The following is a 22,779-nucleotide window of genomic DNA, read 5'->3' on the forward strand; positions in this document are numbered from 1 at the left end:
CCTATCAGGCGTTCGGCGCTTCGATATCATAACCGGATTGAATTAATTTTTTTCCAACCTCATCCCTAAGATTCGAAACATCAGGAACCATGGAATAAGGATAAACTCCTGACATAACTGCGCTATACCATGTGCGTACAACGATACTGTTTTCATTAAACATTTGCTTCATCTCCTTCCACAATTTGAGTAACGATATCAATAAGATTAGAGAGATTAGGTACTTCTTCAAGTTTCTTCTCCCCTTTTTTGACTGCGTCCGCCCATGTCTTTGCAACAACACTATCAACTGTAAACATTACTTACTACCTCCTAAAGCTACCATCATGGATAGTTCCATAATTGCCTGGTTCAAATCATTTCGCATGTTTTCAATTTCTTTTTGAGTTACAGTTGATTCACTGATGTTTGCTGAAATATAAGCTATAACCTCGTCTTCTGAAGCAGAGATGGGCAGCGTTGATTTGTCGATATCAATTCGTCGTTCTTCTCCATCCACTTCAAAGAGGACAGAGCGCTTTACAAAGTGTTCGGGTATACGTCGGGTAACGCCACCGTCATTCGCTTTATACTGAAGCTTACTGCTAGTTATTACAATGTTCATGTGACTTCCTCCTCTAAATATTCATCATCTGCGATAATCTCATCATCCTCAAAAACATAGGTTTCTCCTGTCCAAGATTCACCTACTTCCCTCTCGACACCTTTAATGTTCCATGACTGAACCGAATCATGACCGTCATTACGTGTGCCGATGACAAGGGTTTTGTATCTTCCAGCAAGTTCACAAGTGACGTACAGGGTGCCACCTTCAACCTTACCGAATGCCCTTCCGAAATGTCCTTCACCGTTTACCCATACGTCCACGTCTTTGTTAAGGTATTGGAAGTAATCAGGTAGTTGTAGCGTGACTGTTTCACCGTCTGTTTGGGCTTCGACTGTATACCTATATAAATTATCCCCTGCTGTTGGTGATTCCACAGCGCTATGACGCAATACATGAGTGTCTTTTTTGTCAGGGTGAGGATGTGGCATTTCAAACTGCTTTGTTCCACCGACTGAGAAAGAGCCCGGAACACGCCATTTATTTGTTCTATCGGCAGTACCCAAGATACCATCGCCAATATTTATTGCCTTTGCAAGTCTTCCTAGAGCGACAGCATTTTCCGCAGTAGCTTCAGCAACATATCCAAAAGCTAGTCCTGCGAATCCAGAAGCGATAGCATTAGATGAAATAGCTACACTTGTTTGATTAGTTGCCGATGCAGATAATCCGATGGCTACGCTACTTCCTCCTGATGCGGTTGAGGCTTGCCCTATTGCGATATCGGCGGCGAAGCTTCCAGTAGTTTTTGCAAACGCTCCTATTGCGATTGAGTTAGAGCTTGATACATTCGAAGAATTACCTATAGCGATTGTGTTAGTTCCCGACGTTGCCGAATTGGAACCTATAGCAACTATATTATTAACCAACTTATCGTTCACTTGTTTAACCGCATTAGCTGTAGCCGCTTGAGTTGTGCTCGTGCTTGTTATCGTATCGTTCAGCGTTACAGGTGCAGGAATTGTCGGCTTATTGGTTAAATCATTATAACTGCCAGTAGTAGCGACAGTTTTTAATGCCGGTTTATTGGATAGGTCGTTATAATTTCCACTAAAGGTAGGTACTGCAATATTCCCATTTACATCAGGCGCAACATTATTTACTGTTCTAACTTTCCCCTCAACCTCATTACCGGAAGCATCAATGACCTTTCCAGAAGCGTTCAATCTCGCCACTCCACCAGCTACACCTTTTTCCGATGTAGGTACAGCCCCAACATCACTCGCCGTTAGTGTTACGGCGCCAGACTTCCCGTTAACGCTCGTAACTCCGGCTTGATTGGCTATGTCATCCGCCATTCGTTTGGCATAGTCACCTTGCTCTTTCGCATAGGTACCCTGCGTCTGTGCATTCCCCGCCGCAGTATTTGCAGACTGTGTGGCATCCACAACAGCGACTTTCAGTGATTCGAGTCCTGTGGCTTCCTGGTTTGCACGTCCTGCGGCCGCATCGGCTTCAATAGCCTTTTCGTTGGCGTAATCGCCTTTTAAAGTTGCATAGTCGCCCTGTCCTTTTGCGTAGTCACCCTGCGCCTTAGCATAGTCACCTTGCGTTTTGGCATGTCCGGCTTGCGTGGTAGCGCTTGCCGCCGCTGTATTGGCGTTCGCCTTGGCATCTTCAATACTTTGGAGCAAGGTTTCCAAGTTCTGTTTGACAAGAACGTTATCCCGTTCTTTCGATTCACGCTCTACACGTTCTAACTCTGCCATGAGTTGATCTTGTAAATCGCTGTCCTCTATTGCTTTAATGTCCTGCTCAATTTGAGCAAAGTTCGCATTCAAATCATTGCGATATTGCCGATTCAAGTCCACATTTATCGTTCTATACCGTGCCATTTTCTCACCGCCTTTATATCGTGTGGAATCGGAAGTCGAACGAAATCAAAAAGGAACCACTCGCACCGATTAAAGTGAAGTCGTTCCAACCTCTAGCAAGAGTGATTAATTTTCGATTTGTCTGCCCGAATATCGTCAATCCGTTTTTCAATGAGCGGACGCCGTCCAGCAGAATCGTATCGTTTATTCCGCTAGCTCCCGTATACGCCCATTCGTCGCCAGTTGTATTGTTTCGAATCCGGAGGTTTGTGGATGCCCCTTGATACTTAATCAGCAACGGAATTTCCCTCGGATTTATCGGTATGTCCGAACCGTTGTATATACGGAAGTTTTGCGTATTATGTGCGTATATTAAGTCTTCCGCGATAACGCCCTGCCCGACTTGCCATTTTTCAGCCGTAAACGTAAACGGATCGAGTGTCGTTCCGTATGATTCAGCGTATGGAGAAGGGGAAACGAAGGATATTTCCATCGTCCCCGCTTCCGCCCTATGATTAATAGGCGTATACATATCCGCAGTCTTCACCTTCCATCGCTTGCGAGGCTCGTCAATGTCAATGAGATAGAAAAACGTCCTCGCGTCGAATAGGCGAAATACTTCGTCCCTCAATAGTAGGTAATCGTATTTATCCGTTCCTTTAATGTAAAACGTCGAACGCATCGTACGTCCTTCGAAGGTCGTTCCGAGGTCTATATGCCCGTCCCTCCCCTCCACGATCTCCGCAGTGTGCCGAGGTGTCGGAGAGTCTAGCGTAAATATCAGCGGTACTAAACCGAATTCCTTTAAATCGTAAACAGTTCCGTCTAACTTTTCAATAATAAGACTCAACCCTTCACCCCGTTCCACCGTAGCCGCGAATTTACTCGACTACCTAATTCGCGTTCAATAATATCGACCATTTCCATCGCGTCATCGTTACTTCCGGAACCTGAGTAATTCAACGTTACGCTAATTCCCGGACCCGTCGCGACAGAAGAATTAACCGACGACCCTACCGAACGACTAACGCCCGCACCGCTTCTCGGAGTCTGATAGCCGGCGATTTGCGGTACTTCCGGAACCGCCATTTTGCCCATACGTCCAGCAACTCGCTTGATATCGTTAAGCATGTTTTCCATTCCGACCATTAAGCCCTCGCCGACAAACCCGCCAATTCGCATCATAACGCGTGATGGCGACTTGACTTGTAACGCTTTCGATATTTCGCTCGAAATTGAATTCGCAATAGAACGCGCTGTACGGACTAGCGCCGGCTCCATCGATTCGAGTCCGACCTTTAAGCCTTCCGCCGCTTGACGTCCGATTTTCTTTAACGTCATAAGTTCGTCGTCGGACGCTTTCGTTATGCCTTGAACCTTCGCGACCCAATCCTTACGTAACGCTTCGAGTTCCGTATTAGCAGTTGCACGCAATTCGTCGATACGCTTCTTCGTGTCCGCCTTCATGCCGACGAGTTCTTTTTCCGCCTGCTGACGCGCTAGTTCGGATTTCTTTTTATACAGCGCCGAGTATTCGGATAGCTGCGAATCAGTCATCGAATTTAGCGCGATCAATTCCGGTAATGCTTTCGGACCCATTGCGCGTAATTCGTCGAGTAGACCGCCGTCAATCGCCTTATTCGCTAATAACGTGATTTCCTGCTGCCAACGGACGAATCCGTTAACCTGCGATTTCAAGTTATCGAGCAAATCTCCGCCCGTCTTCTCGATTTTAACTTCGAAGAAATCGAATACTCCGATGAAGTTTTGCAACGACTTCGCACGGTCGTCGAGAGACTTCTCGTATTCATCCGTTAGTTTCTTCTCTTCCTCGCGCAACTTATCGTTAATGACCGTCATCTTGCCCGCATATTCTTCGTTAGTCTTCGTGACTTCATCGTTGATCGCTTTAAGCGCCGCTTGATAACCTCGCTGTATTTCGACGCGTTCCTTCGTGCCTTCCGCAAATAGAGCGAGTGACTTACGCCATACTTCCGATTCAGCTACGAGGGATAACTCGTCTAGCGACTTCTTATCGGCTACGTACGTCTTGACAGCTTCGAGGCGTTCCTTCGCGATTGCCGCTTCTTTCTTCTGCATAGCCGCCCATGCTTTATCGTTAGCTGCGATAAGTTTCTTCTGTTCATCGTCGTTTAGCTTGGCGAGTTTAGCCGCAGCGTCCGCTTGAATCTTGTGGACTTTCTGCGTGCCTGTCGTAACAATTTCGCCTTTTTTATTCTTGTGCGTTTTTAGCGCGGACTGAATCGATTGAGCGGTTTTTCGTTCGAGTTCCTCACGCTTCTTCGCGAAGTCCTCTTTAATAGCGACGCGATTCTTTTCGTTTTCTTCGTCTATCTTCTCGATTTCTTGCGCGCTATTTCGAGCAACTGCCGATAGTACTTTCGCAACTCCGGTGATGGCGCGTTCGTTGGCCGCTTTGGTGGCGTCGACTCCAATCGCGAGACCTTCGCCGATATCCTCACCTATTCCCTTCATAACACGCGAAGGTGAATGAATGTCAAAGAAGTCGGTAATTGCGTTCTTAATTTTAGACGCAATATTCTTAACCGTATTTGTCACCGAGTCAACCATCGACGTAAATCCGTTAACGAGCCCTTGAAGAATGTCTTTACCGACTTGTAATAGGTCGACGTCTTTAAAGAATTTAACGATACCAGTTACTATTTTTACTGCGGTTGTTTTAATCGTATCCCAAGCGCCTTCCCAATCTCCCTGCAACAGCTTCATAACGGTTTGTATAATGCCGAGTACGAGATCGATTGAGGTACTAACGATAGTCTTTATTAAGTTCCACGCAATCTTTACGACACCGGAAATAATTGGCCATACGGTTTCGAAAATACCTTTAATGATGCCCATTACGCCTTTAATGAGTTCCCATATAGTCGTAAAATAGATTTTAACCAACGTCATAATTGCCTTGCCGTTTTCGTCCCAAAACGCTTTGAATTTATCTAATTGCGCTTTCCCGAAAGAAACGATGTCCTTAAATACGTCGATAAGGAACTGTTTCACTACTTCGAATGCTTGGCGCGTAAATTCGGATATCTTCTTCCAAGCCCCGTCAACCATATCGCGGAACCAATCGACCTTGTTGTACGCAAGTACTAGTGCCGCTCCAATCCCGACAATCGCCGCAACTGCAATCGCTATCGGTCCCGCTAATGCCGCTATAGCACCGCTAAGTCCTGTTGCTGCTCCCGCAGTTGCCGTCGCTCCCGCTGCTGCTGGCGCGAAGACTGTCGCAATTGCGCCAAAGCCCGCAATAATATTCGGTATAAACCCGATTAATAAGAGAATTGGACCGGTGATTAACATTAACGCCGCCGCGACTGCCGTTCCAATTACGGCGAACTGCTGAACTACCGGATTTGCCGAGTTAAATTTGTCGACTAATTCTCCAACGAATTCTGCGAATTGCTGGACGTATGGTACTAACTGATCGCCGATTAAGATAGCCGCCGATTCAAACGCGCCCATCATTTCTTCCCATGCACCGCCGATTCCCGCCATCATCTTGTCCGCCGCTTCTTGCGATGCTCCGGCGCTATTTTCGAGTGCTGCTGTGTTCGCGTTGATTGCGTCCGGTCCCGCTTTCATGAGCGCAAGGAATCCGGAAACCGCTTCGGTTCCGACGAGTTTACCTATCGTTGCTACCTTCTCGGCTTCCGTCATTCCTTCGGTCGCTGACGTCATATCGCGGATCATGTCTGAAAGAGATTTCGCATTCCCTTCGGTATCCTGCATCGAGAATCCGATTTGCTTCATTATCTTCGCTTGCGCCTTCGCCGGATTATTGAGCGCTAATAACGATGCCCTTAGCGATGTTCCAGCGTTACTTCCATCAAGGCCTGCATCGGTCATAAGTCCAGCCGCAGCTGCTAGTTCCTCTAACGATATTCCTAACGCCGCTGCCGGCGCTCCTGCGTATTTTAAGACGTAGCCTAAATCGTCAATGCCCGCCGCTGATACGTTCGCAGACATCGCAAGTACGTCGGCCACTCGACTAGCTTCGCTCGCTTCTAAGCCCCACACGTTTAGTGCGGAAGCCACGGTATCAGCCGTTAGTGCAAGCGATTCTCCCGACGCTTCCGATGCGGCGATAACTCCGGGCATTGCGTCGATTACCTGCATAGCGCTAAAACCTTTCGCAGCCATTTCCGTCATCGATTCCGCAACTTCACCGGCTGACTTGGAAGTATCCGCCCCTAACTGGATCGCCGCCGATTTCATAGCGTCGAATTCCTCGGTCGTGGCTCCGGCAATAGCGCCAGCTTTACGCATAATAGTATCGAAACCTGCCGCCGACTTTACCGCTGCGCCGAGGCCGGTAGCAATTGCGACACCACCCGCTGTGATTCCCGCGCCTACTTGCTTAAACGAATCAAACGTTTCTTTATTCGCTTGTTGGAACTTATCGAGGTCGCCAGTCGCCGCTTTCATCTTGCGACTAAAATCGGTGATGTCCGCGCCAACCTTAACTAGAATGTTATTCGAATCCACCGCGTCACTCCTTCCTGCGCTCGCTCGTCAAGCCCGCAAGCCATTCGTTAGCTTCGCGCGTTTTTTCTTTCAACGTTTTTAACTTCGTTTTATCCGCAACCTTATCGGACGGACGCTTAAACAAGTCGCTAAATTTCAGCTTCTTCGCGTGATAAGCCTGACGGTTCATCATTGCTGCGTGCGCCATACGCTCATATTCGTCCTCATTACGTCCGGCTTGCGCGCGTATCATTATCGTAAACTCGCGCGGTGTGTACGATAATACCGCCGTCGCATCCTTCCGCAAGTATCGCCATCCGTCGTAGATAGCTCGCTCGACTTCGCAAAGATCGGCGTTTATTTCAGAAGTTCGTCCAGCGCCGCTTTCGCTTTCTTGTCCTTGCTCATTAACTTCGTCACCGTCGCCTTGTAGAAAAAACTTTGCGTGATTACCTCGTTAGACAGACGTAGGATATCGTTCATATCCAAGCGCTCACCTTCGATTGCTTCGTCGATAGCTCGCTCAATTTGCGCAAACGTGTAGTTCTCGCCCGTGTGTAATAGAGCCGCTTGTATGATGTGCGGGAACGTATCAAGGTCGCCCATCATCGCTTTACCGATAAGCTCGAATGATCCGCCTTCGTGAATTGCGTTCAGTTTCTTAACGCCTGCATACGTAAGTTTCAGTTCGTGTTCTTTTTCTCCGATTGTAAAAGTCGCCATAATTAGTAGCCTCCCGTTTTTAACGCCGTCGCGTATTTGTCCGTGGATTATCCGCCACGTTCGGTAATTGTGCTATCGCAATCTTGCGCAATTAAAAAGACGGAGCGATTAAGCCCCGTCGTTAAATCAGTCGATAGTCGTTGCGCCTTCCGGTACGTCGGTTAACGTTTCTGTTCTCGTATTACCGATCAATTTCGCTTCGAACGAATACGTCGCGGATTCGTCATCCGGATAATCCACGTCGAAAGACGACATCATGTACGTACCGACTTTCGCTTCTAGTGTGTTGATGTTGATTTCGAGGATTTCCGCGAATGTAGCGTCGTCGATATGCTTTTCCAATTGCGCTAGAGCTGGATCGTCCGTAGACATAAGTCCTTCGAACGTAATAGTTTCCGTCTTTTTACCGTAGTCAGTCCCGTCGATATCCTTCGTTGCGATGTCGATTTCATCGCGTGATTTCGAACGTCCACCACTCGTCTGATAAAGTACGCGCAATGTCTGTTCCGTGCCTTCCGTAAATCGGACTGCGAATACGACTTCTTGTCCTTTTAAAATTGCCATCCGTTATAGCCCCCTTGTTTTATGCGTAATAAATTACGTCAATCTCCACGTCAAAATAGACGCGATGATACGTATTCCTCGCGTCCGTACTATCGGCACCAATCGGCACCTCGCCGGTTAATTCCGTATGAAAAAAGCCGCTGACAACTGCCGGCGACTGTCCTAAATCTATTAGCGGTATCTTATCGAAAAGTAAGTGCCGTTTGACTTTCGCCTGTAGCGTCGCACGCTCGGAAGCTGATTTCGCAAATAAGCCGATTTGGAATCGGTGTATAGTTTCGACAGCTTCGCGTCCTTTCGAAAGTACCGCATTGTTATTCTGCATCTGTTCAATCGTCATGAACGGTTTAGCCGTTTCGTCCGGTAACTTAACGCCGTCGAATATCCATACGACTTGAACGCCCATGACCGACGCTAAATACGTACGCAACGAATGCTGTAGATTCAGTTGCACCGCGTCACTTCCCTTCGATTATCCGACGCTTTAATGCCGCCCGATACGCTTCCCGATTCGTCCAAATAGATCGGCGCACGAAACCTTTATGCGACCGATGTTCGTATTCTTGGCGTAAGGCATACGGTAAGTCCGAGCCGAACGTCCACGTCATCTTCGCTTCCTGTTGCGGAGAACTGGCGAGCGAGTTCTTTAGAAATCCGTCCTTAACCGGCGCATTCGTCGCAGCGTCGTTCGCCATCTTGCGCGCATACGTTTCAACCGTCTTGCCTACCGCTTCTTCCGTCGATGCGTTGTAGAAGTTTTTAAAGCGTTTCATTACTTCGTCGATGCCGACCGCTTTTAATTCGAAATTCACGTAATCACCCGCCCTATCACTTCGACGCGATTAATTTCGCCGATGCCTTTTTTATCGGACGCCATGACTGCGTACCATACTCCGTCGTACCGTATCTTATCGATTTTATCCGCGATATCCGCAATCAAATCGAAGTCGATCGATAGCCATACGTCACCCGTTTCGACTGCAATTCCGTTAATTAGAATCCGTTCGTGATTTGCGCCCGCAGCCGACGATATCTCGGTGACTACGGACATAACGTCGCGTGTGACCGTTTCGCCTCCGGTTACTTCGCCTGTGATTTCGTCAACCGTTCCTGCGCCCTCATATGCGATTGTTATTAGCGTCTGCCGGTTCTTGACGATTTCCTTGCGCGTTGCCTTCATGAATTTGATATCTGCTTCGTTTAACATCGTAGTCACCTCCTATAAATATCGCTTGTCTAAGACGGCTGTAATAAAGCTCGAACAGTTCGGATGTGGCATATAGATTTCGCTATCCGTCGGCTTGAATACGCCAGCACCTTCGCCGTATCGATCCTCGCGCGCCAATACGTAACAACGGTGGCTTTCGTGGTTCTTATGTCGCGAGCCGTTATCGTTCAGCTTCACCCACGAAACAACCTCGCTACGTTGCGCTGATAATGCGCTCGCCGTCCGATACGCCGTATTGCCTTCCGTCACAACTAGCCGCTTGATTTTCCACGTTTCGTTATCGTAGGCTTTCCGCACATTTGCGACCATCTTTCCGACTGATTCTCCGCGTATAATGTCGGAGCGTAAGGATGCGCCGATTGCGTCGCGTATGTCGCCGGACGTTCCCCATATACGGTCGGACAGCACGAGGCCATCTTCGCCGAATCGTCGCGTAACGTAGTTAACAACTTCGCGATTCAAACGCTCGAAACTGCCGGTAATCAACGGCACGCCCGCAACTGTCGCAAAGCCTGCGCTAACTGCCGACGTTGTAAATGACGCCGACTTTTCGATTATCTCGTCTATTGCTGCCGTTCCGTATTTCCGGAGGTCACGCTCAACGCCGTCAAGTTCGCGCAATAGCCGTGAAAGTCGTTGCCGTTTGATCGTACCGTCGTCCGCCGCAAACTCCGTTAGTAATTCGGCTACTTCGGCGCGAACACGTCCGACCTCTCGGATTGCATACGCGACTTGTTTGGCGTTTAGCGCGTGATATTCGTCTGCTATGCGCTTATAAATGCGGTCGAGTTCCGCTTGTTTACTCACGGCTTACCGCCACGCAAACGGTCACGCCTCGGCATAACTGCGAATGCTGAACGTGTGCCTACCGCTTGTACGTCTAGCTCCGCTTGATATTCCGCACGGAAGACAGCCGCAATCTCGCGATACTCCTTCGCAATCATCGACTTGTCGACCGATTCTTCACCGTCCGTATATTTAAAGTAGGATGCCGCGTTAATCGCTACAAGCGTCGCCAAGTCTGCGGAAGCGTACGCGAGTAGCTTATTAACGTCAGCCGGTGGTACGTCGGCGTCCGCTACGTAACCGAACGTATCAAACGTATCCGTCATCGTAAGTAGCGCTGCGTCCGCCGGCAACGCGCTTACCGCTTCAAATCGTCTTGCCAGTCGTTGAGTTAACGTCTGTAACGTCGCCATTCTGCGTACCTCCCGTTTATTTATCGTCCTTCGTTTTCTTACGCGCTGCCGTCGTCTTTGGCGCAGGCTTATCGGCTTTCGGCGCTGACTCCGTTGTTTTAGCCGCTTTCGCTTGCGCTAAGATTTCGACATAGCCGAGGGCTGCGTAATGCTCCGCTTCGGCTTGCGTTAGTTCAATCGTTGAGCCGATAGGCTGACCGTTAAAGATCGCGCCTACCGTCTTAACTTTTACGTTTGTCATTACGCAGGCACTACGTCAGCGTGTAATAGTAGCGATGGGTTATCGACTACTGCGAATCCAGTTTGAGCCACTTCGAAGATAGAACGCTTAGGTGTACGCAAATCAAACGCTTCTAAAGTACGAACAGGCGCGAAGTTTGCATCGTCAGGGTTCGGGCCAGTTAAGAACTCGCCTACACCTTCGGAAATAAATACTACGCGGTTTTTCGGGAAGAATTCGATTGTCTCTTCGTTACCTGTTTCGATGTCTTTCACCGTTGCTTCTGTATCTTCGATAATTACGATCTCCGGCAATCCGAATCCAGCCAATACCGTACGCACTTCCGCTTCACTTGCGCGAGTAGAGCCGGCTGGACGTCCTGCTTCTGCGATGATTAAAACGTTTTTCGTCAACTTCGAAAGCATTTCGCGAGTCATCCAAATGGCGTCCGCTTTCTTTTTATTAGTATCGCGATAAGTCTTATCCCACGTTAATAGGTCGCCGATTACATCGCGATTAACATCGTTCCAGTCATTTCCGCTAGTAAGGACAATTTTATGGTTTGCCGGAATTTGATAGTCAAGTTCGACTTTTACGCCGTTTTTGTTATAGACGTTTTTACCAAGTCCGACCGCTTTCATTTTCTCTACTTGAATACGCAAGTCTAGCGCGTCCAATAGATCAGCAGCACGGTTTAACAATTTATCGACCATTGCAGCTTGTTCACCGCTATTACGCGCTTGATTGATTGCGTAAAGTTCTTCGATAGTAATTACGTCTTGCAAACCGAAGTGAGCTAGTTCGCCCATAACTTTGGCCGTAGCATGACGGTCAACTACTGGCTTTTCTGCGCCTAAACCAATCATGGCCGCAATGTGGTTAGAACGTTTAATAATGTCGTACGCAAAGTTAGTGTCATAAGTAACATCGTTCTTCATGTAACGGTCAACTACCGTAGGTACGCGTGCCTCCAATGACTCGTCAACAAACCCTCTTAGTGTTTCTTTAGAAAATTCCTGTAAGTGTGTAATTCCTGCCATTTTTTATATTCCTCCTGTAATTTCAAATAGTTTTGTGTGATTTGTATATTTAAATATGTTGAACAAAATGGATGTTCGGGTTAGCTGCTTTGAATTCTGCCGTAGGTGCTTCCGGTAATTTTGCAGTGTATACAGAGCCTTCGATAAGCACAGCTCCCACGATTACATCGTTCACACCATCGTTAATATAATCTTCATTCAACACGTAAAAATTATCGTATCCCGCAACAGCGCTGAAAGGTTCGTATTTTCCGCTAGTTGTATTTCTAGCGATCAATGTCCCGACTTCAACCAACCCTACTGGAAATTTAGTCGCGTCTAGTGTTGCGCCACCATGTACGTATTGTAAAATTTGAGATGCTAAAATATTTTTACCGCCTACGAATTCAGTTCGTGAAAATTTAGGTGTGTATGCCATTTTTTATATTCCTCCTGTTTTTGTTATTACTTTTTCCGATTTTTGAATAATTCTCTGCCGAGGTCTTTCGGGTCCTTCTGTTCCGGCTGCTGTCGTCCGCCTCCGCCTGTTGCCGGATCAACATACGCCGGTGTCGGTGGCGCTACGGCTTTAAACCGCTCAACTGACGCCTTTACTTCGTCCTCGTCCGCGCCCATAATAAACGGCAGTACGTCCGCTAACTTGTCCGCAGAATAGCCGGCTTCGAGTAATAGCGATTGTTTTTTCGCAGCAAGTTCCGCCGCTTTCGCTTGCGCCTCAATTTCCGCAATCCGTGCCTGCGATTGTTCATAGAGCGTTTTAAACTCCGATTCTTCTTCGAGTCGCTTGCGTTCTGCTTCCGCCTTCGCTTCTTCGACGGCTTTATCCGCCTTCGCTTTCTCGCGCGCTAGTCGTTCGCCTACAATGCGGTCAATGTCCGCCTGTGTGTACGTTGGTGCCGGTGGTTCAGCCGGTGGTTCCTCCGCGAAGAATTGCAAGTTAAGGCGTAGTAAATCCGTTTCTTTCGTTTTCATATCGTTGTCCTCCCGTTTAAGCGCCGTCGCGCGTATATTCCGCATAGTTTAGCGACTTCGCGTGCGGTCATGTTAGGTTTTATTTTTCAGTCGGTTTAGTTATTTGATTAGGGGGTTGTCTACTGACATACTTCCTCCGAATAACATCATTGCTAATACCAATACAAGAAAGATGTATCCTAGAAAATAAATAAAGCTGTCCCAAGCATCTTTCATTTATTTATTCCCCCCTCTCCTCGGCAGTTTTTGTCTACTCTTGTCCGCTATACGGATCGCTCTGAACCTGCGCCCGCTTGCGTTCATTCTCGATTTCCTGTCGCTTGACTGCCGTATTCTCTACGCCTGCCCGCGCCAATGCGCCTGACTGCGATTCGAGTCCCGCGTCCATTTCGAGCGTCAGTAACTCTACGAGGTCTTTGCGATTGTCCGGTAAAGGTAGCGCAAACTTGATTTCGTGTTCGTAGTTATCGCCGATAAGAGATAGCGCCTGCTTGTCGTATGCGAATACCTTCGAGCTTGCGCGCGCCTGTAAATAACGGACGGACTTTTCGTGGAGTTCGTGCAAGCGCGGTTCCCATGCGAGCCAGTGTTCCTCGGTTTCGCTGATAATATCGTGAAAGACGATATGTAGAGCGTCCGTGTTCATTCCGCCGAAGTTGAGGTCGTTAATCGCCATCTGCGGTATTGCCGTGATTTCGTGGAGTGCGCCTTTTACGCGCTCGTATTGCGCCTTAAACGCTTCGTTCCAACGGAATCCGCCTTCGACCTTCTTTATATCCGGCATTAGTTCGGGCGTGCCGGTAATGCCGACGACTGCGCCCGGTGATATTTCCATCTTCTCCGCTGTTCCGGATGGCGCGTTAATAACAGCCGTGATACCGAACATTTCGAATTTGAGCGAATCGATTGCGTCCTCGTTCATCTGATTGAGTACGTCCGTTTGCGAGCGCATATCGTCGATTTCCGTGTTGATTGCCGGCTCGCCTGCGAGGTCTTCAATCGGTATGAGTACGACGGGTATAAAGTCGAGTCCCATCGGCGCTTTCGGCGTTATCGTGCGGACGATTTTAAGTTCCGCGTTATAGACGCCTTCCGATAGCCAGCAGATACCGTCGATCATTTCGAACGTCTGCTTCTGATACAGCGTTTCGCCCGTTTCTTCGTCGCGCAGTTCCTTAACGAAATGACACGCGATTAAATCCTCGAAATCATCTTCGGAGTAAATCGGGAATGTCTCGGTATCCGGATGCCACGCCCATTTGAGCTTGCCCGTCCGCTGATTGAACAGTATTTTCACCGCTACACGTCCGGCAATCAGACGATCTCTAGCGCCTTGTAGTAAACGTTCGCGCATACGATTCTCGCGCCATAGTTGGTAAATCAGCGTTTCTAGCGCTTCGGCTCGGTCGTATTCCGCTTGTTGCGCAGGCGACGGCGTGTAGTCCGGCTTGGTAGAGAGTTCCGGCGGGTCGATTTGACGCGCGTTTACGTCAATGCCGTGCTTACCGCCCATTTGCCAGCGTGCTTTGCGCTTGATGAACGCCTTGAAATAGTTCGTCGCATAGCGCGTCGGGTCGTAGTCGAGTCCGGGTGGGCGTTGTAAGTCGTCCGCCTTTACGAGTTCGTCCGCAGGGCCTCGATGCTGATAGCCGGCGTAGTATAAGTAGTTCGCGTGTTGCTTCTGTAGTCGCCTATGTTCCGCCTCGCCGATTGACTGCTGAAACGGCGTATAGATAAGATCGTTAAGATTCTCCGGCGTTAGTAAGTTAAAATCCGCCAAGTTAGCGCCTCCTTCCTATTTCGTTTGTATTGCATCGACTATGCGCTGATTTGCGATAGCGACGTATTCTTCGCTAATGTCGATGTGAATAAAATTACGATTATTTAGTAGTGCCAATTTTGCGGTAGTGCCGGAACCTCCGAAGCAGTCGAGAACAACGTCGCCTTCGTTTGACCACGTCAGAATATGATCCTGCGCTAGAGGTTCGGGAAATACTGCCGGATGCCCTGTTTTATTTGCTTTATCTCCTGGCATCTCCCATATGTTTAGTCGAGCGCCGTACTCCGCAACTTTGCGCCCAACTTTCATGCCGGTCGGTTTTTTCAGACTTCCATCTATCTGCCGTAGCGTTCCATGTACAGCCGTGCCACCCCATTTATTTTTGCGGTCTTTTATAAGATTAGCGGTTTTAGGCTTTCCTTTTGAAAGGATGAACATGTATTCAAAACTAGCAATATATCGATTTTTATGTTGGAAGGGAGAAATCTTTTGCCATATCATCGTATCGTGTAGTTTAAATCCGCATTCCATAAAGTGAAGGACTTGTCTAAACGATGTTCCCGTTTCGCTTCCGTTTATGGTTGCGTCGTTTACAATCCAAACAACAACTCCGCCGTCTTTCGTCACGCGATATAATTCCTGCGCAATTCCTTCGAAGTCCCACGTAAAACCGTTATACGTTCGTAAATTATCGTAAGGAGGCGATGTCACCGTTAAGTCGATTGAGTTATCGGCTAATTCGCGTAAGACTTCTAGCGAATCTCCTTGCGTAATCTTGTTAAGGTGTGTTGCGTTAGTTTGCGTCATGCTATCGCCTCCTTTGCGTTTATCTCGGCGAGAACAATATCGACGCAAGCCTCTACGTCCGTGTTGATTTCGTGTTCCCAAAAACGAAAATACGAATAATTACGAGATTTATAGTATGCGTTTTTACGGTTGTCCTTCTTTATAACGCTAGGCAAGTTGTGCCAGTAGTCGCCGTCACATTCGACTATTATTCTATACTCAGGTAAATAGAAATCCGGGACGAATATATTGTCTAAGTTAAATTGTTCGATGAATTTAATACCCCGACGTTCCAGTTCTTCCGCCATTTTAATTTCGATTGAAGTACGCCTTCCATCCCTAAAAAGAGCAGCGGATTTCACTCCATTCTTCACACGCAACTGCTTTCCTTCGGGAGTTGAAAAGAATGCCTTATGCCCTTCGTGTAGCTTTTTCATACTCTCATCATGAGTGCCGTTTTCTTTGCGAGCTTGTATTGCCCTCAACGCATTCTCACGTCTTTCTTCTGCTGTAAGTATTGTGCTAGGGTCTGGACCGTACCACTCGCCCTCAAAATTCGGGTTTCTTTCCCCTCGCATTCTTAAAGAGTGTGCTTTATCTGCGCATTCTCTTGTACAATACATTTCAGCATTATTTACCCGATCCGTTCGTTCTATTTCTTCTATACTCTTATTTGTTGGGGTACCGCAATTACTACATTTCACAACTTTGAATGTATTGCGCTTAGTCTTCCTGAATTTATCTCCCATACGACCTTTTTCATGTAGTTTGAATTTCTTTAGGTAATAAGTTATTGTAGTTTCGCTTACGCCTTCATTACGGGCTATAGTTGTCGCGGAAAGCCCTTTATCTTTATATTCGGTACGTAACCAATTTTCGTTTTTATAGTTCTGCATATTCGTCACTCTCCACATGACTTATTTTCCGGCATTAGAAAAAGGCGAAAACGCACCGGAGTGTACGTTTGTCGGGAGCTACCCTATTCGCCTCTGAATTACCTACGTCTATTCATTTGATTACTTCCGCTAGTGCTCCAACGATCGTTTCGTCTCACAGTCGTTACTGCTACGGCGTTATCAGCAAGTGCGGAAATCGCCATCTCGAGCGCGTCAATACAGTCGTCATTTTCGCCGGTACCGTAGCGTTCGAATTGTTCGAGTAATAGCGAATGCTTTCGGCTGAACTGAATTGTGCCGTTCTCGATCATCGGCAGTAACGCCTCAATCCGCAGTTCCTTCCGCGTCCTGTTGTATATCTTCTTGACGCGCGTTTCCGACGGATATCCGACTTTCGTGAGCGCCTTTTTCAACTCGTCAACGAAGAATTCCTGCGCCGCAACCGCTTCCGCCGCAATGACGGTCGGCTGATTCCGCAAGACGTTCGCCACATTCTCGCGTATGAATTCGTCAGGCTTAACGCGCTGTCCGTACATATCCGCAACATAGATAACGCCTGTCGACTTGTCCTTCGCCGTCGTAGCAATCGCAGAATAGTCACCGCGCTGCTTACCGAGGGCTAGGTCGACGCCGTTTGCGACTTCGTATCGGTCGTTAAGCACGTCAATGTCGCCCTCGTAATACGTAAATGTTTCCGGATTGAATACTTGCGATTCCTCGTCTATCGGATTATTCATGTACTCCGTGTTGAAGGCCTTGCTACCGTTATTCCACTTCCACGTCATGAGCGTCCAAATCGACTGTACTTCCGGCCATAGGACGCGAACGCCTTCTAGCATGGCGTCTTTGTTCGCATCAAAAAACGACCTCGCCGTAGTTGCGCGGTTAGGGTCGTTTCGGTCTACGTATAAAAGACGGCATGTTTCCCATAAGTCCATCCGTTTTGGCTCGTCGATAATGGCGCGATAAATACGCGTATTGAAGTCGGCGCGTTCGTGGAGTATCTGCATAAGTAGCGACGACATATGAACGGTTGTTCCGACGACTACGAATGCTGTCCGCTTGCCCTTCGGATCACCTAGCGACATAACCGTTTGCGCGAACCAATCACGTAGTTTAGCGCGTTGTTCCGGTGTCGACGCGTTACCGCCCGGCCTAGCGTCCTCCAAGTCGTCACATATGATTAAGTCCGGTCGAGCACCGTTCCAGTTACGTCCCCGCAAGGCTTGTCCGGTTGAAGCCGCTTGCATTAGCGCGAGTTGCTTCTTACCGCCGTTACCGTCGTCATGCCACGCGATAAATTCTTCGCTATTGTCCGTGATGTTCGACTGATCCTTCGGCGAAAGTAATGGTCCGAAGTCTTCGCGCAACTTGCGATTGAATTTCAATTGATTCCGTATCCATTCCATATTCGCTTTTGCTACCGTTGGCGTTTCGGAGATAATGATAATATACTTACGCTTGCGATAGACGACCTCGCTTATCGGGAAGTCTTTCGTAAACCACGTTGACTTCGCGTGGGACCGAGGCGCAGCTATACCGACCTTTGCGTTTGTGTTAACCGTAGATACGTCGTCGATTACTTCCGTCATTTCACGGTGGAAGTCCGGCGCATCAGCCTTCGTCGGAATGTCGAAACCTTCCCAGTTTCCGTCGTTGCCCGGATTTCTTGCGTCCGAGAAGTATTCGAGTGCAAATTCGTAGCTGTCGCCTTCACAGCGCTCAATCCGTTCGAGGCGTTCTAGTTCCGTCCGTTTCTCGAAATAATCTTCGAGCATTCCGGCGTCCGCCAAGTCGTCCACTGACGGATATTGCGCGTCAAGTACGGCGATGTATTCCGTATAGACTTCGATCAGTTCGCGCCGCTTGTCCTGCGCAAGCCACTCGTTATTCACCCACGCCAAATACATCACCACCTTTTCGTTATTATTGCGCTTGACTTCCGTTATATCTTCGCGTAAACTGAGTGTAACATAACGCTGACGCGTATCATTCAAGAATGGACGGTGTTTCATATGAACGAAGTACAGGCGATTAAAGACCGCAGGCACATCGAGCGAATTAAACAATCGTTACATGGGCGCGACCTACTGCTGTTTACCCTCGGCATTAACGTTGGCCTCCGCATTAGCGACTTGCTGGCGCTGACCGTCGGTGACTTGCGCGATAAGGATGCTGTTACCATTACGGAAGGTAAGACGCGCAAGACACGTACGTTTACGTTAAACGGCGCAGCGAAAGACGCTATAAGTACGTTGATCCCTGCGGATGCTTCCGACTCTGACTACGTATTTCCCTCGCGCAAGAGCTGCGCAGCTAAGGGCAATAAGCCGATCAGTCGCGTGCAAGCATATCGCATACTAAACGACGCAATCGCTAGGGCCGGACTTGATGGCGTTTATACTTCGTTCGGTGCGCATAGCTTACGTAAGACATTCGGTTATTTCGCTTATGAGTCCGGCGTTGATATTGCGTTGCTTATGCGCGTATTGAATCACTCGTCACAGCGCGAGACATTGCGCTATATCGGAATTGAAGCTGCCGAGGTTGCCAACGTTTATCATGCGGTGAATTTGTAAAACGAATAGTGAACGCTAGAGCCTCCGTTATGATGACGGGGGCTTTCGTTTGTGTTACGATGGAATTCCGCAAGTCCAAAGTGAAATTTTAATTTCGCGATTTTAAAACGGGTCAAAGTGATTTTTTAGTTTCCGCGAGTTAGGGGCGCCTGTAATTGTGTCAATTTTTCAAACAACGCCCCCCCCATTAAAACAATTCGGAATTGTGCGTATATCCGATACAATTACCGTTAATTATCACCGTTGTCAGAATTCGATACACAACGAGAATTGTATACGACTTGCATATCGAATGTAACAGAATCATGCGGAGTTACATTCGCAATCACCCGCTAACCGCATACCTACGCCATTTCGCATACTATACGTCCTCTTATCGCTATACACCGTTTATACATCCGCATACCTACGCGGTTTATGCAGTCGGCGCATATGATCGGATTGCATATGCTATACAATTCGGAGTTGTTGCGATAGTTGCGATTGTTTGCGTAATAGGTGCAACGACTAGCAACGGATCGTGCCGTTAGCAAAGCGTCGGAGGGGTCGCACGCAACCGAGGCTCGCCTGATGTTATGCGCAATACACGTTACTCATTGACGTACGCTGACGCCTACTATCCGCTACACTCTACGCAATCCCTACTATATAGTGCGCCTGCATAACGCTACTTACGTCACACACTGCGTATTTACTCCGTCTTATTACCGTCCCTAAAGCGCTCTATCTGCGCCTTCATAGCGTCTACATCTACGCCATTCCCCTTCGTATCTATCTCGACTTTATCCGTTAGCATTCCGTGTGCCTGCAGTAGAGTACGGAATAGTGCCGCATTACCATCCGCAATAATATGATCCGGTATAGAGTCCATAATCTCCGGTAGCCTATCGAGTGTAGTCCGTATGATTTCGTTCTTTAACTCCGCATTGAAATCGTCCTGTTTGCGCCATCGTTGCAGTGTATCGCGATGTACGCCGACCTTATCCGCTACTTCCTCGAAGGTAAGGCCTCCGCGTTTAGGTTGCGATAGAATGGCGATTGCTGCGTATTGTAGATCGTTCAATTTCCGTTTAGTCATCGAATCACCTCCGTTTTATAATACGTATATGTGCGCAGTAATAGCGCTGACAGTACGTGGCTTGCGCGTTGACATAAAAGATTAAAACCGTTGTCGTCGGGCAAGCCCTCCGACTATCATTATTATTACTATTGCGCGTTTATAAGAAAATAATAGACCCGCCGAAATTCCCGGTTTTGGAATTGAGGCGTAAGCTTTCGCTCTTTATCCCTTATAGTTTATTGCGCCGTCTTTTCCCGTTATAGCGGATAACATAGATAAGATAAAACTTCGCCCTCAAAAACGCCGTAACGCACGTGGCTCTAAGGCTCAACCGCATTTTAGGCGTTCCGAGTAGCGTCACACTTTTGGACGTTTTTTCCGAGTAGCGTCACACTTTCGGTCTGACACGTCAATCTAGCCCGAATATCGACCGTTCCGTCACGTCGTATTCACGTTCATTCCGGCGGAATATCTGCGGGTTCAGCATGTAAAACGTACCGTCCGTCGCCGTCGTGATCTTCGCAAATACGGACTTGCCTCGGAATACCATACGGCTAGTCGCGCGACTGATTAGCGCAGGACTCACGCCGACAGCATCCGCCAGTTGCTTCCGGTTAAACTTGCGTACGTGCTTCGCCGACTGTTCCTCGGGATTGGCACAAAGTATATTCGAATCGCGGTGTATATACGGGATCAGCCGGTACAGCAGGCCGATGTCATGCGCGCTGACCTCCGAGTACATTTCGCGCAACTTCGTAATCATCGTCATTACGACGCGGTCACCGTCCGTCTTGCCGCGGAAATGGAATAACGGCGTAACATAAAAACGCCCGTCGTCGCTCTCGGTAATAATACCGTGCGCCGTACAAGCGTCTAAAAAGTCGTAGAAGGTCGATTGCGAAGCCCGTAAAGCGCGCTGCATATCCGCCGGTGACATCGGTGTTTTATTGTTCTCTGACCGGATAATTAGCCCGTCAAAGTCGATGTATGACGACAATATCAGCAGGTATCCGCATTGTGCCGTAGTTAGCGCCTCAATAACGTAATCAAGGCGCGCCATCCGATTAAAGAAGAATGTTTCCTTACGTCCCTGTCCGCCTTGCGCGTTGTAACGGCGCTGCGCTTCCGCCTGTTCGGCGGACTTGACCTCGTATAGCTTGCCGGATGAATCCGTTGCGTAGCCGTGGCCGTGATACGTCATACTGCCGCGAGGTGCGCCGCTTAGTAGTTCCGCTACTTGTTCGCGTGTTTTACTCAATGTCACGCCTCCCGTAACGCTGTCTCGGCATGGTTAACATCGACCCGTAGCGATCTAGGAACGTAAGCACCGCGCTCATATCTGCCTTATTGCGACTCGCCACGCAGTCCGTCGCGATTGCTTCGGGCATTTTATAAACGTCGGTTAAGCGCTTTTTAGCGTCTTCTATCGCAACTAAATCTCCGCGTTCCGCCGCTTCAACCTCGCGCAATGCCTGTGCAGCCTTCTTAGCCTCGCGCTGTACCGCCTTTAAGCCCGTAAGCGCCTCCGCTACATCTACGTCAATCTTTACCGTCAATCCGCGCGCGTCCTTGTCTGCCGCCATTTGCACCAACCCCATTCGTAAGTATGTCGCTTATAGTCCGCCGACTTGACGCAATATAAAAAGACGCCCAACTTGCGGACACCCTTCGTCTTACGGCCGAACTGATGCTTACTTGAATTCTTTTAATACTTCGTGAACTTCATTTGACTTAAAGCCTTTGCGTGCTTTCTACGTAACTTATCGACCCTCTGCTCAATCTGCGCCTGCCTCTCTTCAACCGACACCTCTGAGTTTGAGCGTTCGGGTAAGCGCGTTTGAGTCCGAGCATTTTCGATTAATTTATTCCGGAATGTAGACATAAGCAGATACCGCCTTTTCTTCATTAATTCTACGTCGAGCAATTCCGCGTCTATTCCCGTAATCATTAAAGACGAATGTAGTTAGTCGCCTTTTCTCACATAATCCTTGCATCTGGTTAGACAGCGAGCCTTGCCGCTCTAGGACGGAGTTTGCTCGCTTGTAAAGTTCTTCCTACTATATAGGACAGACGTTTCGCGTAATAATTAAGTAGTTAGCGCTCTTTTGCCTTATATTTACGGTCCATGTACGCATTTTCCGCCGGCGTGCGTTGCCTTCTCGTCGGTATGCGGTAATCCGTGCCGTCCACGCCGACTGATTCCGGTACATTGCGCGTAGTTAGCCCCTTATAATAATCGAGTTCCTGCCGCTCGCTTTCGATCGGGTACTCGGTATTGCGAGTCTTATAGGGCGTATCGTCTGTCAGTTCATCGCGCAATATCAACGAAGCCAGTCGGTCCAGCTGCGCGCTATCCGGTATAACGCCGCGACACTCAAAGTATGCGTCAGTCATGCGCTGTACTGCGGCTATGCGCCCTTGTACGTCCGTCTTGCCGTCGCCTGCTTTCGCGATTCCAAATAGCAGCGATACGTATTCCGCAAATTGGACCGTTGAATGTCCGTAGTTAAATTCGGTTGTAATCGTCATTGGGTAAGTGCCTCCGTTCCGTCTAAGTAATCCCACGCTTCTAGTACCGCGGCCAGCTTCACAACCGACGCAGACAGTCGGTATGTTAACGCAGGCTCTGACACGCCTAGCGCGCCCGCTACACGGTTCTGCGCCTGCCCGCGAATGAACACGGCATCGAACGCCTCGCGCTGTTTCCGCGTCATTCCTGCGCGCTTAATTGCGTAGTGCAGGTCGATCAGTATATCGGTTGCGCCGAAGTCGCCGACGTCTTGGCGCGCCTTTAAATCGTGATACTGCGCG

The 22,779-nt window shown here is 48.5% G+C and carries 29 protein-coding genes; 1 reads left to right on the forward strand and 28 read right to left on the reverse strand.

The genetic code is table 11. The features are described from left to right. Positions 1-4: 4 nt before the first annotated feature. The 22 genes from MHZ92_RS14365 to terL all read right to left on the reverse strand — a co-directional run bounded on the left by MHZ92_RS14365 (position 5) and on the right by terL (position 18,344). Complete coding sequence (locus tag MHZ92_RS14365; protein WP_239432402.1) at positions 5-163, reverse strand: hypothetical protein; 159 nt, start codon at positions 161-163, stop codon at positions 5-7. Beyond that, on the reverse strand, positions 156-299 hold the full coding sequence (locus tag MHZ92_RS14370; RefSeq protein ID WP_239432403.1) for a hypothetical protein: 144 nt from the start codon (positions 297-299) through the stop codon (positions 156-158). Before MHZ92_RS14370 ends, MHZ92_RS14365 begins: the two co-directional genes overlap by 8 nt. Continuing rightward, complete coding sequence (locus MHZ92_RS14375) at positions 299-604, reverse strand: hypothetical protein (RefSeq protein WP_239432404.1); 306 nt, start codon at positions 602-604, stop codon at positions 299-301. The genes MHZ92_RS14370 and MHZ92_RS14375 overlap by 1 nt, the downstream gene beginning before the upstream one ends. Then, positions 601-2,313 (reverse strand): tail fiber protein, encoded by a 1,713-nt coding sequence (locus MHZ92_RS14380; protein WP_239432405.1) that lies wholly within the window; start codon positions 2,311-2,313, stop codon positions 601-603. The genes MHZ92_RS14375 and MHZ92_RS14380 overlap by 4 nt, the downstream gene beginning before the upstream one ends. 139 nt (positions 2,314-2,452) lie before the next feature. Further along, entirely contained in the window at positions 2,453-3,268 is an 816-nt protein-coding gene (locus MHZ92_RS14385) for a phage tail family protein (RefSeq protein WP_239432406.1), read from the reverse strand. After that, on the reverse strand, positions 3,265-6,942 hold the full coding sequence (locus tag MHZ92_RS14390; protein ID WP_239432407.1) for a phage tail tape measure protein: 3,678 nt from the start codon (positions 6,940-6,942) through the stop codon (positions 3,265-3,267). Before MHZ92_RS14390 ends, MHZ92_RS14385 begins: the two co-directional genes overlap by 4 nt. Before the next feature lie 4 nt (positions 6,943-6,946). Then, positions 6,947-7,228: a hypothetical protein gene (locus MHZ92_RS14395; protein WP_239432408.1), complete on the reverse strand. Its 282-nt coding sequence runs from the start codon at positions 7,226-7,228 to the stop codon at positions 6,947-6,949. A gap of 50 nt (positions 7,229-7,278) precedes the next feature. Then, positions 7,279-7,644: a tail assembly chaperone gene (locus tag MHZ92_RS14400; RefSeq protein WP_239432409.1), complete on the reverse strand. Its 366-nt coding sequence runs from the start codon at positions 7,642-7,644 to the stop codon at positions 7,279-7,281. A 126-nt stretch (positions 7,645-7,770) separates the two neighbouring features. Then, positions 7,771-8,208, reverse strand: coding sequence for a phage major tail protein, TP901-1 family (locus MHZ92_RS14405; protein WP_239432410.1), 438 nt, complete (start codon positions 8,206-8,208; stop codon positions 7,771-7,773). Positions 8,209-8,227: 19 nt separating this feature from the next. Beyond that, positions 8,228-8,662, reverse strand: a complete 435-nt coding sequence (locus MHZ92_RS14410) for a hypothetical protein (RefSeq protein WP_239432411.1) — start codon at positions 8,660-8,662, stop codon at positions 8,228-8,230. A gap of 4 nt (positions 8,663-8,666) precedes the next feature. Continuing rightward, positions 8,667-9,020 (reverse strand): HK97 gp10 family phage protein, encoded by a 354-nt coding sequence (locus MHZ92_RS14415; RefSeq protein WP_239432412.1) that lies wholly within the window; start codon positions 9,018-9,020, stop codon positions 8,667-8,669. Continuing rightward, on the reverse strand, positions 9,017-9,415 hold the full coding sequence (locus MHZ92_RS14420; protein ID WP_239432413.1) for a hypothetical protein: 399 nt from the start codon (positions 9,413-9,415) through the stop codon (positions 9,017-9,019). Before MHZ92_RS14420 ends, MHZ92_RS14415 begins: the two co-directional genes overlap by 4 nt. A 12-nt stretch (positions 9,416-9,427) precedes the next feature. Further along, entirely contained in the window at positions 9,428-10,243 is an 816-nt protein-coding gene (locus MHZ92_RS14425; RefSeq protein WP_239432414.1) for a hypothetical protein, read from the reverse strand. Beyond that, positions 10,240-10,635 (reverse strand): hypothetical protein, encoded by a 396-nt coding sequence (locus MHZ92_RS14430; protein ID WP_239432415.1) that lies wholly within the window; start codon positions 10,633-10,635, stop codon positions 10,240-10,242. The genes MHZ92_RS14425 and MHZ92_RS14430 overlap by 4 nt, the downstream gene beginning before the upstream one ends. Positions 10,636-10,651: 16 nt before the next feature. Beyond that, on the reverse strand, positions 10,652-10,876 hold the full coding sequence (locus MHZ92_RS14435; protein ID WP_239432416.1) for a hypothetical protein: 225 nt from the start codon (positions 10,874-10,876) through the stop codon (positions 10,652-10,654). Continuing rightward, a complete protein-coding gene (locus MHZ92_RS14440; RefSeq protein WP_239432417.1) occupies positions 10,876-11,895 on the reverse strand; it encodes a major capsid protein in 1,020 nt (339 codons plus the stop codon). Before MHZ92_RS14440 ends, MHZ92_RS14435 begins: the two co-directional genes overlap by 1 nt. Before the next feature lie 49 nt (positions 11,896-11,944). Continuing rightward, on the reverse strand, positions 11,945-12,313 hold the full coding sequence (locus MHZ92_RS14445) for a hypothetical protein (RefSeq protein ID WP_239432418.1): 369 nt from the start codon (positions 12,311-12,313) through the stop codon (positions 11,945-11,947). Between the two features lie 26 nt (positions 12,314-12,339). After that, positions 12,340-12,867, reverse strand: coding sequence for a capsid assembly scaffolding protein Gp46 family protein (locus MHZ92_RS14450; protein WP_239432419.1), 528 nt, complete (start codon positions 12,865-12,867; stop codon positions 12,340-12,342). A 250-nt stretch (positions 12,868-13,117) separates the two neighbouring features. Continuing rightward, a complete protein-coding gene (locus MHZ92_RS14455; protein ID WP_239432420.1) occupies positions 13,118-14,647 on the reverse strand; it encodes a phage portal protein in 1,530 nt (509 codons plus the stop codon). A gap of 15 nt (positions 14,648-14,662) precedes the next feature. Next, positions 14,663-15,454, reverse strand: a complete 792-nt coding sequence (locus MHZ92_RS14460; RefSeq protein WP_239432421.1) for a DNA-methyltransferase — start codon at positions 15,452-15,454, stop codon at positions 14,663-14,665. Further along, positions 15,451-16,329: a DUF559 domain-containing protein gene (locus MHZ92_RS14465; RefSeq protein ID WP_239432422.1), complete on the reverse strand. Its 879-nt coding sequence runs from the start codon at positions 16,327-16,329 to the stop codon at positions 15,451-15,453. The genes MHZ92_RS14460 and MHZ92_RS14465 overlap by 4 nt, the downstream gene beginning before the upstream one ends. Positions 16,330-16,427: 98 nt before the next feature. Then, a complete protein-coding gene (gene terL / locus MHZ92_RS14470; RefSeq protein WP_239432423.1) occupies positions 16,428-18,344 on the reverse strand; it encodes a phage terminase large subunit in 1,917 nt (638 codons plus the stop codon). Here terL and MHZ92_RS14475 point away from each other — a divergent pair, their 5' ends adjacent. Beyond that, a complete protein-coding gene (locus tag MHZ92_RS14475) occupies positions 18,345-18,908 on the forward strand; it encodes a tyrosine-type recombinase/integrase (RefSeq protein WP_239432424.1) in 564 nt (187 codons plus the stop codon). It abuts the gene before it with no gap. Between the two features lie 691 nt (positions 18,909-19,599). Here the strand turns inward: MHZ92_RS14475 and MHZ92_RS14480 are convergent. The 6 genes from MHZ92_RS14480 to MHZ92_RS14505 all read right to left on the reverse strand — a co-directional run bounded on the left by MHZ92_RS14480 (position 19,600) and on the right by MHZ92_RS14505 (position 22,682). Next, positions 19,600-19,986, reverse strand: a complete 387-nt coding sequence (locus tag MHZ92_RS14480) for a phBC6A51 family helix-turn-helix protein (protein WP_239432425.1) — start codon at positions 19,984-19,986, stop codon at positions 19,600-19,602. 391 nt (positions 19,987-20,377) lie between these two features. Next, a complete protein-coding gene (locus MHZ92_RS14485; protein ID WP_239432426.1) occupies positions 20,378-21,226 on the reverse strand; it encodes a hypothetical protein in 849 nt (282 codons plus the stop codon). Then, positions 21,219-21,551 carry a hypothetical protein gene (locus MHZ92_RS14490; protein ID WP_239432427.1) on the reverse strand — a complete coding sequence of 111 codons (333 nt, stop codon included), beginning with the start codon at positions 21,549-21,551 and terminating at the stop codon, positions 21,219-21,221. Before MHZ92_RS14490 ends, MHZ92_RS14485 begins: the two co-directional genes overlap by 8 nt. Positions 21,552-21,673: 122 nt before the next feature. Continuing rightward, the gene (locus MHZ92_RS14495; RefSeq protein WP_239432428.1) at positions 21,674-21,916 is read right to left on the reverse strand and encodes a hypothetical protein; all 243 of its coding nucleotides are present in this window, start codon (positions 21,914-21,916) and stop codon (positions 21,674-21,676) included. Positions 21,917-22,062: 146 nt separating this feature from the next. Continuing rightward, positions 22,063-22,497 carry a hypothetical protein gene (locus MHZ92_RS14500; protein WP_239432429.1) on the reverse strand — a complete coding sequence of 145 codons (435 nt, stop codon included), beginning with the start codon at positions 22,495-22,497 and terminating at the stop codon, positions 22,063-22,065. Beyond that, complete coding sequence (locus MHZ92_RS14505; RefSeq protein ID WP_239432430.1) at positions 22,494-22,682, reverse strand: hypothetical protein; 189 nt, start codon at positions 22,680-22,682, stop codon at positions 22,494-22,496. Before MHZ92_RS14505 ends, MHZ92_RS14500 begins: the two co-directional genes overlap by 4 nt. Positions 22,683-22,779 lie beyond the last annotated feature (97 nt).

This window comes from Sporosarcina sp. ACRSL (genome assembly GCF_022346605.1).
In the GTDB taxonomy this organism is placed as follows: Bacteria; Bacillota; Bacilli; order Bacillales_A; family Planococcaceae; genus Sporosarcina.